This window comes from Sphingopyxis sp. FD7 (genome assembly GCF_003609835.1).
Classification (GTDB): Bacteria; Pseudomonadota; Alphaproteobacteria; order Sphingomonadales; family Sphingomonadaceae; genus Sphingopyxis.
The window spans coordinates 2,864,368-2,877,072 of the sequence record NZ_AP017898.1 but is presented as its reverse complement, the minus strand read 5'-3'; the positions used below and the strand labels follow the sequence as shown (position 1 = coordinate 2,877,072).

At 69.6% G+C, this 12,705-nt stretch carries 14 protein-coding genes; 13 read left to right on the top strand and 1 reads right to left on the bottom strand.

Annotated elements, in window-relative coordinates:
• Positions 1–3 precede the first annotated feature (3 nt).
• Positions 4–2,166 carry a S9 family peptidase gene (locus tag SPYCA_RS13835; RefSeq protein ID WP_120222359.1) on the bottom strand — a complete coding sequence of 721 codons (2,163 nt, stop codon included), beginning with the start codon at positions 2,164–2,166 and terminating at the stop codon, positions 4–6.
• A gap of 400 nt (positions 2,167–2,566) precedes the next feature.
• Between SPYCA_RS13835 and pip the strand changes: the two genes are divergently transcribed.
• From pip to gp17, 13 genes are all read left to right on the top strand, one after another.
• Positions 2,567–3,655, top strand: a complete 1,089-nt coding sequence (gene pip / locus SPYCA_RS13830; RefSeq protein ID WP_120222358.1) for a prolyl aminopeptidase — start codon at positions 2,567–2,569, stop codon at positions 3,653–3,655.
• A 139-nt stretch (positions 3,656–3,794) separates the two neighbouring features.
• Positions 3,795–4,355 (top strand): hypothetical protein, encoded by a 561-nt coding sequence (locus SPYCA_RS13825; RefSeq protein WP_120221287.1) that lies wholly within the window; start codon positions 3,795–3,797, stop codon positions 4,353–4,355.
• Positions 4,352–5,707 (top strand): DNA-packaging protein, encoded by a 1,356-nt coding sequence (locus SPYCA_RS13820; protein WP_232003323.1) that lies wholly within the window; start codon positions 4,352–4,354, stop codon positions 5,705–5,707. The genes SPYCA_RS13825 and SPYCA_RS13820 overlap by 4 nt, the downstream gene beginning before the upstream one ends.
• A 187-nt stretch (positions 5,708–5,894) precedes the next feature.
• Entirely contained in the window at positions 5,895–6,194 is a 300-nt protein-coding gene (locus SPYCA_RS13815) for a GIY-YIG nuclease family protein (protein ID WP_120221285.1), read from the top strand.
• A gap of 75 nt (positions 6,195–6,269) precedes the next feature.
• Entirely contained in the window at positions 6,270–7,376 is a 1,107-nt protein-coding gene (locus tag SPYCA_RS13810; RefSeq protein ID WP_120221283.1) for a phage portal protein, read from the top strand.
• 111 nt (positions 7,377–7,487) lie between these two features.
• A complete protein-coding gene (locus tag SPYCA_RS13805; RefSeq protein WP_120221281.1) occupies positions 7,488–7,814 on the top strand; it encodes a DUF6127 family protein in 327 nt (108 codons plus the stop codon).
• A gap of 191 nt (positions 7,815–8,005) precedes the next feature.
• The gene (locus tag SPYCA_RS13800; protein WP_331852504.1) at positions 8,006–8,509 is read left to right on the top strand and encodes an HK97 family phage prohead protease; all 504 of its coding nucleotides are present in this window, start codon (positions 8,006–8,008) and stop codon (positions 8,507–8,509) included.
• Positions 8,510–8,551: 42 nt separating this feature from the next.
• On the top strand, positions 8,552–9,694 hold the full coding sequence (locus tag SPYCA_RS13795; protein WP_120221279.1) for a phage major capsid protein: 1,143 nt from the start codon (positions 8,552–8,554) through the stop codon (positions 9,692–9,694).
• Positions 9,695–9,817: 123 nt separating this feature from the next.
• Positions 9,818–11,305 carry a tail fiber domain-containing protein gene (locus SPYCA_RS13790; protein WP_120221278.1) on the top strand — a complete coding sequence of 496 codons (1,488 nt, stop codon included), beginning with the start codon at positions 9,818–9,820 and terminating at the stop codon, positions 11,303–11,305.
• Positions 11,302–11,457, top strand: coding sequence for a hypothetical protein (locus tag SPYCA_RS19315; protein WP_172595086.1), 156 nt, complete (start codon positions 11,302–11,304; stop codon positions 11,455–11,457). The genes SPYCA_RS13790 and SPYCA_RS19315 overlap by 4 nt, the downstream gene beginning before the upstream one ends.
• Before the next feature lie 12 nt (positions 11,458–11,469).
• Complete coding sequence (locus SPYCA_RS13785; protein WP_331852503.1) at positions 11,470–11,754, top strand: phage fiber-tail adaptor protein; 285 nt, start codon at positions 11,470–11,472, stop codon at positions 11,752–11,754.
• Positions 11,754–12,299: a head-tail connector protein gene (locus tag SPYCA_RS13780; protein WP_172595085.1), complete on the top strand. Its 546-nt coding sequence runs from the start codon at positions 11,754–11,756 to the stop codon at positions 12,297–12,299. The genes SPYCA_RS13785 and SPYCA_RS13780 overlap by 1 nt, the downstream gene beginning before the upstream one ends.
• Entirely contained in the window at positions 12,296–12,688 is a 393-nt protein-coding gene (gp17, locus tag SPYCA_RS19310; protein ID WP_172595084.1) for a tail completion protein gp17, read from the top strand. Before SPYCA_RS13780 ends, gp17 begins: the two co-directional genes overlap by 4 nt.
• The last annotated feature ends 17 nt before the right edge of the window (positions 12,689–12,705 follow it).

The following is a 12,705-nucleotide window of genomic DNA, read 5'->3' as shown; positions in this document are numbered from 1 at the left end:
GGATTAATCCGATGGCGCGGGCCGCGTCCAGCCTTTCCGATATTTGTCGAACCAGGCGAGGATCGCGGCGGCCTTGGCGGCCGATTGCGACGGGCGCGCGGCGATGCTGCCGTGGCTGGCGCCGGGCACCTTGACGAGCGCGGTGGGCACGCCGCGGAGGCGAAGCGCGGTGTAATATTGTTCGGATTCGCTGACCGGGGTGCGATAATCCTCGCCGCCGACGACAACGAGCGTCGGGGTTTCGACATTGCCGACGAGCGACAGCGGCGAGCGCTCCCAGAACAGCTCCGGCCGTTCCCACGGCTGGGCGCCGAGCCAATAGGGGCCGAAGAAGGCGGGGCCGTCGGCGGTCAGCGCCTGCGTCGCCCAGTTGATGACGGGTTTCTGCGTCGCCGCCGCCTTGAAGCGGTTGGTTTTGCCGACGATCCAGCTGGTCAGCACGCCGCCGCCCGACCCGCCGGTGACGAACAGGGCGTCGGGATCGGCGATGCCGAGCGCGATCGCCTGATCGACGATCGAGATGAGGTCGAAATAATCATTGCCCGGATAGGCCTTGTCGATCTGCTGCGCGAAGGCCTCGCCATAGCTGGTCGAGCCGCGCGGGTTCGGCGACAGCACCGCATAGCCCGCGGCGGCATAGAGTTGGTTGTCGGTCGAAAAATGCGGGCCATAGGCGGTGAAGGGTCCGCCATGGATTTCGAGGATCAGCGGCACGCGCTGTCCCTCGACATAGCCCGGCGGCAAGGTCAGCCAGCCCTCGATCGGCAGCCCGTCGAGGCTCGACGCCGCGGTGATCTTGCGCACCTGCCCCAGCGATTTGACCTCGCGTAAAGTCCGGTTGAGATCGGTGAGGATGCGCGCCTCGCCGCCGCCGCGCGCGAGCTGCACCTCGGCGGGGCGCGTGGCGGTGCCGCCGGTGAAGGCGATGGCGCCATTGTCGGCGACGGTGAAGCTGCCGCCGGTATAGGGCCGGTCCATCCCGCCGCCCGACAACCCCTTCGCCACGTCGCGCACCGCGCCGTCGAGCGTGACGCGCGCGACCTTCGTTTCGCCATGATCGTCATATTGGACATAGAGGCTGCGGCTGTCGGCGGCCCACTGCACGGCATCGACGCTGTAGTCCCAGTTGGCGGCGACGCGGCGGCGGCCCGACCCGTCGCGGTTCATCACATAAAGCTCCGTCTGTTCATAGGCGCGCTTTGCGTCGTCGAAGCCGAGCCAGGCGATGAGGCGGCCGTCGGGCGACACCAGCGGATTGGCGTCGGGGCCGTTGCGATCGGTGAGCGTCGCGATCGCGCCGCTGGCCACATCGAGCGCGTGGATTTCGCTTTCGAGCGGGTCGGTTTCCCAGTCCGGCTGGCGGTTGGCGCTGAAATAGAGCGTGCGGCCGTCGCGCGACCAGCTCAAGGGCCCGCCATCATGGTAAGGACCGAAGGTCAGCTGGCGCGGCGCGCCGCCGGTCGCGGGGATGAGAAAGATTTTCTCGAACCCCGGCTCGACATAGCCCTGTCCGTCGGCGCGGTAGGTGAGGAGGGTGCGGATGTCGAGCGGTTCGGCCCATTTGGCGCCCTCGGGCTTGTTCGCTGGCGCGCTGCCGAGCTTGGCGCCTTCGTCCTTCACCAGCATCGTATAGGCGATCGAGCGGCCGTCGGGCGCCCAGGTCAGGCTGGACGGGCTGGTCGGCAGGCCGGTCAGCCGCACGGCTTCGCCGCCGTCCATCCAGCGCACCCAGAGCTGCGCGCTGCCGCCCGCGGCCGAGACATAGGCGAGGCGCGCGCCGTCGGGCGACCAGCGCGGCGAAAAGGCCGGGCCGTCCTGTCCCGCAAGCGGGGTTTCGCGCCCCGTCGCGGTGTCGATCAGCCAGATCGAGCTGACCGCGCGGTCGGTCATGATGTCGTTGGCGCGGCGGACATAGGCGATGTGGCGGCCGTCGGGGCTGATCTGCGGATCGGCGGCGATCGCGAGGTCGAACAGGTCGGCGCCGGTGAAGCGGCGTTCGGGGCCGGTGCGCGCGCTGCCCACCGCGGCGGCGGGCATCGGGGTGGGGGTGGCGGCGGCGGGTTCGGATGCGGGCTGCTGCGGCGCGGGGGCCTCTTCCTGCTGCGCCCAGAGCGGCTGCGCCGTGAGGGCGAGGAGGGCGGTTCCAAACAAGGCCAGTTTGCGCATCAACATCTTTCCCTTTTTCCTTGCTGCTTCCTGCCTGTCGGCAAGCGGCGGGCGGTTTGGCTTGGCGGTTATGCCTTATCGAAGCCGTCATACGTACCCCGGCGGAAGCCGGGGTCCAGAGCGTCCTGGCGCAACGCCTGGCTTCTGGACGCCCTGGCCCCGGCTTCCGCCGGGGTACAGCTTTCCCTTGTCGCGACGCTTTGCCGATCCGACGTCGAGTTCCGTAATCGCTCCCTGTTTCCCGAAGTGCAGGGTCTGGACATTCGGGGGCGGGCGGTCAACTACCTGATGGTTCAAGGGTTTGGGGTTTTTGCGGGTCGAGCGTCTGTTCGGGTCGGGCGGAATCGAGCCCCTCCCTTTCAGGGGAGGGGCTTGTCGGGGAGCGGATGGGGTTATGGACATGGATTTTTCGCGGCTTCAGGCGTCGAGCAAGATCGGCGAGGACTGGGTCTATCCGCAGCCGCCCTGCCTCAATTTCGGGTGGCTGGAGGTCGATCGCGATCCCGCGCACCGCCTTTATTGGGAGGAATATGGCAATCCGGCGGGCGAGCCGGTGATGGTCCTGCACGGCGGCCCCGGCGGCGCATGCGCGCCGGTGATGGCGCGATTCTTCGATCCGAAGCGATACCGCGTGATCCTGTTCGACCAGCGCGGATGCGGCAAGAGCGAGCCCAATGTCGCCTCGGCCGGGCCGGCGGTCGCGCTGGCGAAAAACACCACCGCCGACCTGATCGGCGACATCGAGAAATTGCGCGATCATCTGGAGATTGCGGGGCCGATGCATGTGTTTGGCGGGAGCTGGGGCAGCACGCTGGCGATGGCATACGCGACCCGGCACCCCGCGCATTGCGCCAGCCTGATCCTGCGCGGCATCTTCCTGGGGGCGGCGGAGGATCTGCTCTATCTGTATCAGGGCAATGCCGCGACGTGGGGGGACGACCCGTTCGGGCTGACCGCGCCCGGCGCCTATATCAAATATCCCGACGAATGGGCGGCGCTGCTCTCGGTGCTGTCGCCCGACGAGCGGCGCGACGTCATGGCGTCGTACAAGGCGATTTTCGATATGGTCCCCGCGACCCCCGCCGAGAAGCAGCGGCAGCTGAACGCCGCGCTCACCTGGTCGCTCTGGGAAGGGGTGATTTCCAACATGATCCCCGAAAGCGCCGATACGGGCAAGTTCGGCGAGGCCGATTTCGCGCTGTGTTTCGCGCAGATCGAGGCGCATTATTTCGCGAACGACCTGTTCCTGCCCGCGGGCCATTTTTTCGACCATATCGACGTGCTGGCGGCGATCCCCATCCATATCGTCCACGGCCGTTTCGACGAAGTCTGCCCGCTGACACAGGCATCGCGGCTGGTCGCCGCGCTGCGCGCCGCGGGGGCGGAGCCGGTGTCCTATGTCGTCACCAACGCCGGGCACAGCGCGATGGAGCGCGAGAATGCGCTGGCGCTGACGGCGGTGATGGATGGGTTGGCGACCATGAGATAACCATATTGGTTATTTTCTATTGACATCGTCACGCTGATATGGCACAAGTGTCACATCATGAAGAATTGCGAGTCGGGCCGGCGCGCTCCCCAGTGGCGGGAGGGTGTTCCGGCCCGATCGCTTTTGGAGGCGATGGGCGATGGCGGACGAGAGTGGCGACGAGGAAATTGCGGGCTTCCAGAGCGGGCCGTTGCAACGGCGCAAAGCGAAGCCGCAAAGCTGGACCAAGGCGCGGCGCGCGGCGTTTCTGGCCGAGCTGGCGCATAGCTGTAATGTGACGCGCGCGCACAGGGCGGCGGGCATGGGCGACCGCAGCGGCTATGTGCTCCGCCAGCGCGATCCGGGCTTTGCGCAGGCGTGGCAGGGGGCGCTGGAGGTCGGCTTCGAGCGGCTGGAGACGGCGTTGCTGCGCCGCGCGCTGGAGGTGGTCGGCGAGATTGCGCTCGACGAGCGCGAGCAGCCGGTCGAGAAAATGACGGTCGAACAGGCGATCGGGCTGCTCAACCAGCACCGGCGGAGCGTGCAGCAGGGCTTTGCCCATCGGCGGCGGCCGCAGGCGCGGCATATCGCGACGCAGGAGGAAACCGACGCGGTGCTGCTGAAGCGCATCGCGATGGTCAAGCGCCAGCAGGCGCGGCGCCTGGGGACGGTCGATGGCGGCGAACTGGTCGCGCTGCCGCCCGCGGGGAGCGGCGCATGACGGCGGCGCGGCGCGCGAGCGCGGCCGAGCGGCGGACCCGGTCGCTTGACATTATGGGCACCTTGGCCGCGATGAAGCTGCGCGACCAGCGCACGGTGCTGGAGGGACTGTCGCCATCGCAGAAGGACGAGCTGACCGCGCGCTGGTACGGGTTCGAAAACGACGGGCAGCGCGAACCGCCGGGGGCGTGGCGCATCTGGCTGATCCGCGCGGGGCGCGGGTTCGGCAAGACGCGCGCGGGGTCCGAATGGGTGAGCCAGATCGCGCGCGACTGGCCCGAAGCGCGCATCGCGCTGGTCGGCGCGACGCAGGCCGATGCCATGCGCGTGATGATCGAGGGGCCGAGCGGGTTGATCGCGGTGGCGCGCAGGGGCGAGGAACCGCTCTGGGTGGCGGGGCGGCGCGAGCTGCGCTTTGTGAGCGGCGCGGTGGCGACGCTCTATTCGGCCGAGGCGGGCGAGGAGCTGCGCGGGCCCGAACATCATTTCGCCTGGTGCGACGAGCTGGCCAAATGGCGGCGCGGCGAGGCGGCGTGGGACAATCTGATGCTGGGAATGCGGCTGGGCGAGCGGCCGCGCGTGCTGGTGACGACGACGCCGCGCCCCAATGCGGTGATGCGCAAGGTGATGGCGGCGCCGGGGATCGTCGAAACCTTTGGCCGGACGCGCGACAACCCGCACCTGCCCGACGATTTCGTCGTCGCGATGCTGGCGAGTTACGGCGGGACGCGGCTGGGGCGGCAGGAGCTGGACGGCGAATTGCTGGAGGATGTCGAGGGCGCGCTGTGGACGCGCGCGCTGATCGAGCGGTGCCGGGTCGATGCGGAGAGCGTGGGCAAATATGTGCGCGTCGTGATCGGCGTCGATCCGCCCGCGAGCGCGGGGGGCGACGCGTGCGGGATCATCGTCGCCGCCGAGCTGCGCGACGGGCGGCTGGCGGTGGTCGAGGATGCGAGCGTCGAGCGCGCGGTGCCGGGCGTGTGGGCGCAGGCGGTGGCCGCCGCGGCGGCGCGGTGGGGCGCCGAGCGCGTGGTCGCCGAGAGCAATATGGGCGGCGAGATGGTCGAGGCGGTGCTGCGCCAGGCCGACATGGCGCTGCCCGTCGTTCCGGTGCGCGCGAGCGCGGGCAAGGTGCGGCGCGCCGAGCCGGTCGCGCTCGCCTATGAGCGCGGGCAGGTGGTCCATGCGGGGGTGTTCGCCGAGTTGGAGGACCAGCTTTGCGGGCTCCAGATCGGCGGGGGTTATGCGGGACCGGGACGGTCGCCGGATCGGGCCGATGCGTGTGTGTGGGCGCTGGCGGCGCTGCGCGCGGGGATGCGCAAGGGGCGGGGGCCGGGGGTGCGGGTGGTTTGAGCCTGCCGCTCGCCCGAAAGCGGGACCCCGGGTCAAGCCCGGGGTGACGATTGCAGTCAGCTTTCCGCGACAGTTCAGGCGCGAAAGCGCCAATATGGACGCGATTCACGCCCCCTTCGACGTCTCTCCACGCCATCCTCGTCACCCCGGGCTTGACCCGGGGTCCCGCTTTTCTGATGGCAAGCGAATGGAACGCGAACGGAAGGGAGGCTGGGTCTATATCATGGCCGACCGTTATCGCGGCACGATCTATGTCGGTGTGACCGCGCATCTCGCGGCGCGCATCCATCAGCACCGGACGGGAGACGGATCGGATTTTTGCGCGCGTTATGGGCTCGGCCGCCTCGTCTGGGCGGAGCGAGGCGACGATATTGTGCTGTGCATCGCGCAGGAGAAGCGCATCAAGCGGTGGCACCGGCAATGGAAGTTCGAACTGATCGAGCGGGGTAATCCCGATTGGCTGGATCTGTCCGACAGGCTGGCTTGAGGATTGAAGCGGGACCCCGGGTCAAGCCCGGGGTGACGAGGGGGCATCCCCTGCGCGCGGCGTGAGGAGAACATCATGAACTGGTTTGGCCGGAAGGCTGCGCAGGGTGCTGCGCGGCCTGCTTTGTCGCGTGTGTATGGGAATTGGTCGGCGCCCGCGCCGCTGTCGTGGGAGGCGCAGGTGCGCGAGGGGTATCTGGCGAATGCGATCGTGCAGCGATCGGTGCGGCTGGTCGCCGAGGCGGCGGCGAGTGCGCCGCTGGAGGCGAGCGATCCGGCGTTGCTGGCGCTCGTCGCGGGGCCGTCGGGTGGGCAGGGGCTGCTCGAAACGCTGGCGTCGCACCTGCTGCTCCACGGCAATGGCTATGTGCAGATATTAACCGATGGCGCGGGGGTGCCGGCCGAGCTGTTCGCGTTGCGGCCCGAGCGGGTGACGGTCGAGGCCGATAGCCGGGGGTGGCCGGTTGCCTATCGCTACAAGGCGGGCGGGTCGGCGGCGGTCCTGCCCGCCGAGGATGGCGCGGGGCGCGTGGCGGTGGTGCATGTGAAGGCGCTGCACCCCCTGGACGATCATTATGGCGCGGGGTGCCTGGGCGCCGCGGCGGGGGCGATTGCGGCGCATAATGCGGCGGCGAAGTGGAATGCGGCGCTGCTGGAAAATGCGGCGCGGCCGTCGGGGGCGCTGGTGCATGATCCGGGCGACAAGGGAATGCCGCTGTCGACCGAACAGGTCGAGCGGCTGCGCGAGGAATTGGCCGAGAGTTTTTCGGGACGCGCCAATGCGGGGCGGCCGTTGCTGCTGGAGGGTGGGCTCCGGTGGCAGGCGCTGTCGCTGTCGCCCGCCGAGATGGATTTTCTGGCGCTGAAGGATTCGAGCGCGCGAGAGATTGCGATGACCTTCGGGGTGCCGCCGATGCTGCTGGGGCTGCCCGGCGATGCGACCTATGCCAACTACCGCGAAGCCAATCGCGCGCTGTGGCGGCTGACGGTGCTGCCCTTGTGCGCGAAGATTTTGGGGGCGATCGCGCACGGGCTGCGCGGCTGGTTCGACGGCGCCGAGCTGCGCGTCGACCTTAACAAGCTGCCCGCGCTGGCCGAGGACCGGATGGCGCTGTGGCGCGAGGTGTCGGCGGCGGACTGGCTGAGCGCGGACGAGAAGAAGGCGTTGCTGGGGGTGGCGTAGCGTTCGCGGGCGACGGCCCACCCCCACCCAGCTTCGCCTGGGCAGCAAGCTGCCAAGGCTGCGCAACCCTCCCCCATCCCAGGGTGAGGGTTTTTTTGTGAGGATAACGACATGGATGAGGAAGAGGCGCTGGCGCGGTTGATCGCGCTGGCGGGGACGAGCGCGGCCGGAGCGTCCGGGGCGCCCGACGCGGCCTTGCTGCGTGCGGTGGTCGAGGAGGCGAGCGAGCTGGGGGCGCGGCGGGCGCTGGCGCGGCTGGGGCTGGCCGATGCGGCGGCGCGCGACGATGTGGCGGACCTGCGGCAGCTGCTGGGCGCGTGGCGCGACGCGAAGAGGAGCGCGTGGAAGGCGGCGGTCGACTGGGCGGTGCGCGCGATGCTGGCGCTGCTGGTCGTCGGGCTGGCGGTGAAGCTGGGGCTGCCGGGGCTCTTGCGGTGAGGGGGGCGTCGGCGCTGGATAAAGGTTCACGTGGAGACGCGGAGGCGCGGAGAAAGGCTTGCCCCTCTCCATTGGTCCTGAGCTTGTCGAAGGACCGTTTTCCCTTCGATGACGTCGGAAAAAAGAACAACCCCCTTCGACTGCCTTGCAGGCGCTCAGGACAGGCTTCGACAAGCTCAGGGCGAGCGGGGTTGGAGAATCTCCGCGTCTCCGCGTCTCCGCGTGAACCTCTGTCCATTCGTTTCGCCGGTTACGCTGCCGTGTTCGACCGTGTCGATCGCGGCGGCGACATTGTGCGCGCGGGGGCGTTTGCGGCGAGCCTGGCCGAGGGGCGGGCGGTGCCTTTGCTGTGGCAGCATCGGCCGGGGGCGGTGATCGGCATGATCGAGGCACTGGCGGAGGATCGGCGCGGGCTGCGCGTCGTGGCGCGGGTGACGCATCCGACGGCGGCGGGGCTGGTGGCGCGCGGGGCGCTGACGGGATTGTCGTTCGGATACCGGGTGCGGGCGGCGCGCGGGGCGCGGCCGCGCGAGCTGCTGGCGCTCGACCTGGCCGAAGTGAGCCTGGTGGCGGCGCCGATGCAGCCGCTGGCGCGGGTGGTGGGGGTGTCTCCTTCCATCGTCATTCCGGCGAAGGCCGGAATCTCGACGGCTGAGGCGAGCGAAAGGGCGAGATCCCGGCCTTCGCCGGGATGACGAGGAAAGTGGGCGATGGATTTCGTTGAAGGAGTGACGGGCATGGAAATGGATATGGAAGTGAAGGCCGATGCGCTGGACGGGGCGTTCGATGCGGTGCTGGCGGCGGAAGCGGTCGACGAGCTGAAAGCGTCGGTCGCGGCGCTGAAGGCGCAGGTCGACGCCCAGGCGGTCGCGGCGGCGCGACTGCCGCTCGACGGGGCGAAGGCGGCCGATCCGGCGCTGGGTGCGTTCGTTGAGCGATATTTGCGGCGCGGCATCGACGCGGGCGTCGAGATGAAGAGCCTGTCGGGGGCGAGCGGAGCCGAGGGCGGCTATGCGGTGCCGCGCGAGATCGACACCAGCATCGCCGCGACGCTGAAGGCGCTGTCGCCGATCCGCAGCATCGCGACCGTCGTGCAGACGGGGACGAGCGGGTATCGCAAGCTGGTCGCGACGGGCGCGACGGGCGCGGGCTGGGTCGGCGAGAGTGACGCGCGGCCCGAAACGGCGACGCGCAGCTTTGCCGAAATCGCGCCGCCGTCGGGCGAGCTTTACGCCAATCCGGCGGCGAGCCAGGCGATGCTCGACGATGCGATGTTCAACGTCGAGGACTGGCTGGCGGACGAGATCGCGCGCGAGTTCGCGGTCGCCGAGGGGGCGGCGTTCGTGACCGGCAACGGCGTCAACCGCCCCAGGGGCTTCCTGACCTATGCGACGAGCGACGAGGGCGACGGCGCGCGCGCCTTTGGCACCTTGCAGCATCTGGCGACGGGCAGCGCGGGCGCCTTTCCGGCGTCGAACCCGCAGGACAGGCTGGTCGAGCTGGTCCATGCGCTGAAAGCGCCATACCGGCAGGGCGCGGTGTGGGTGATGAACAGCGACACGCTTGCCCGCATCCGCAAGTTCAAGACGGCGGACGGCGCCTTTATCTGGCAGCCGGGGATGGTCGAGGGACAGGCCGCGACGCTGCTCGGCTATCCGGTGGTCGAGGCCGAGGACATGCCGGATATTGCGGCCGACAGCCTGTCGATCGCCTTCGGCAATTTCCGCGCCGGTTACCTGATCGCCGACCGCGGCGAGACGCGCATCCTGCGCGACCCGTTCAGCAACAAGCCTTTTGTGCATTTCTATGCAACCAAAAGGGTGGGCGGCGCGATCATCGATTCGCAGGCGATCAAGCTGATGAAATTCGCCGCCAGCTGACCCGAAGGCAGCGCAGGCGCGCGAGGGCGCCCGGCCCGTCCAACCCTTTCGGGGCGGAGCCGGGCGCCAAATGCCGACCGACATTCTTCTCATCTAAAATTGATTGGAAAGGATGGCTTTGCCATGCCGACTCCCTTTTTCGCCGACCTGGTGCGCGAGCTGGCGCAGGAGGGCGGGACCGGGCCGCTGACGCCCACCGGCGCGGTGCCCGGCCATCGCCGTTTTTCGGGCGTCGTGCCGCCCGGCGTGTCGTTTCATTATGCCATCGCAGGGATAGCGCATCCCGCCGAATGGGAGGTGGGGACCGGCCGGATCGGCGGCGACGGGCGGCTGCTGCGCGACGCGGTGGCGGCTTCGTCCGCGGGCGGCGCGGCGGTCGATTTCGCGGTCGGCCTCAAGACGATCGCGCTGACGGTGGGCGCGGACTGGTTCGCGGCGCGCGACATGGAGACGGCGGCGCTGGCGGCCGCGGTGGCGGGGCTGTCGGGCCAGCTGACGAGCGTGCACGACGCGCTTGCTGCGAGGCAACCGATCTCGACATCGCATGACAGCGCGAGCGGGGGTGAGGCAAGCGACGCGGTGACCGTTCGGCGCGGCGCGGACTGGGTCAACATCCCCCTGTCGGCGCTGGCGTTTCGCGATGCCGGCGGGCGCTATCCGCTGGACGGCGCATTGGGCGCGGCCGCGGGCAGCGCAGCGGCGCCGTCGATCAGCTTTGCCGCCGACGCCGACACCGGATTCTGGCAACCCGCCGCCGACAATATCGGCTTTGTGTCCGGTGGATTGGAACGGATGCGGCTGAGCGCGACAGGCCATCTGGGCATCGGTTCGATGCCGGGAGCGCCGAACGCGCGCCTGCATATCGTGTCGGGCGGCGAAATCCAGCGGCTCGAAACGACCACCGCGCGCGGCGGCGGCGCCTGTTATCAGGGCTTTTACGATCCGTCGGGGGCGAAGGGCTTTTGCGGCTATTCGGCAATCGACGACGGTTTCGACATCTGGAACAGCCTGAACCACCAGATACGCTTTGGCACCAATGGCACCTATCGCTGGGCGATCTCGTCGGCGGGCGGTTTTTATCCGGTCGCCGACAATGCCTATACGATTGGCGGCGGCGTCAACCGGGTCAGCGAAATCTATGCCGTCAATGGCACGATCAACACATCCGACGCGCGCGACAAGACGTGGCGCGGCGCGCCGACCGAAGCCGAACTGCGCGCCGCGCGGCGGATCGCGGCTGAACTCGGTTTCTATCAGTGGAACGACGCGATCGCCGCGAAGGGCGCGGACGGTGCGCGGATGCACTTCGGCGTGCGCGCGCAGGCGGTGTGGGCGATCATGGCCGACGAGGGGCTGATCGAGCCGCTTGCCGAGGGCGTCGATCCGGGCAGCGCCTATGCCTTTCTCTGCTGGGACAAGTGGGACGCGGTGGAGCCGGTCACGGCGACCGACGAAGTCCGCGACGGGGAAGGCAACCTCATCGCCCCGGTGCGCGCGGCGCAGGCCGGTCGCCCCGCCGGAAGCCGCTTCGGGGTCCGCGTCGACCAGCTCGCGCTGTTCCTGATCGCCGCGCAGGACGCGCGGATCGCGGCGCTGGAGGCGGCGGCGTGACCGGCGGAACGGCGCTGGCGGCGCGCGCGATCGGCGATGTCGGCCGACGCGACCTCGCGAGCGAATGGGCCGGGCCGGCCCCCGCAGCGCCGCAGACAATGCTGCCGATGCCGCGCGCGATCGCGCGGCGTGCGACACCACGCAAACCCTGACGGAAAGGGCCGATGATGACGATGATGGTAAAGGATCCGGGCACCCGGATCGATTTCGAGTTCGACTGGGCGGCCGCTTATTCCGACGGGGCCGCCATCGTCGCGAGCGACTGGTCGGTCATCCCGGCCGAGGCGGGGGGCGTGAGCGTGGCGGGCGCGGCGCACGGCCTGCTGCAAACCACCGTCACGCTGACGGGCGGCGTTGCGGGCCGCCTCTATCGCGTCACCAACCGGGTGACGCTGAGCGATGGACAGATCGACGAGCGATCGGTGTCGATGCGGGTGGAGGAGCGATGATGGCCGAGAGTCTGTTGCCGGGGGAAGCGCCGGTAAGCCTGAATGAAGCGCGCGGCTGGTTAAGGATGGGCGCGACGGTCGACGATGCGGTGGTGGCGGGGCTGATCCGCGCCGCGACCAATATCTGCGAGGCCTTTATCGGCCAGTGGCTGATCGTGCGCGCGGTCGAGGAAAGACTGCCGATCGACGCGGGCGCGGTCCGGCTGGCCGCGCAGCCGGTGACCGGTATCGACAGCCTGGCGCTGCTCGTGCCGGGCGGCGGGGAAAGACCGCTCGCCGAGGGCGAATATCGCCTAACCGTCGGCCGCGATGGCAGCACGCGCATCGCGGTCGAACGGGCGGACGACGCCGAGCGGCTGCGCGTCGCCTATCGCGCGGGCATCGCCGATGGGCCGAACGGCGTGCCCGAAGCGATAAGGCAGGGCATATTGCGCATGACGCAACATCTGCACGACGCGCGCGACGGGTCGGGCACCGCCCCGCCCGCCGCCATCGCCGCGCTGTGGCAGCCGTGGCGGCGGCTGACGCTGGGGAGCGGGCGGTGACGAGCGCCGAGAGCGCGGTGCGCGCCCGCGCGCTCGACCTGCTGACGCGCGACGAAGCGCTGGCGGGGATCGTCCATGGCGTCTTCGACGGCGCACCGCCGCGCGCGAGCGCGCCCTTTGTGACGGTCGGCGGCGTCGAGGGGCGCGACTGGGGCACGAAGGATCGCGCGGGGCGCGAGGTTCGGCTGACGCTGGTGCTGGCGGGTGTCGGCGGCACGGTGGATGAAGGCGCCGCCGAGCGCATCGAACGCGTCGTCGCGACGATGCGGGGGGCGGCGGGCGGCTGGACGATCGTGGGCGCGCGGACGATCCGCACGCGCCTTGGCTTTGCGCGCGAGGGCGGCTGGCGGCACGAGATGATCGTGCAATGCCGATGCCTCGTGGCCTGAAGATCGGGAAGCGCGTC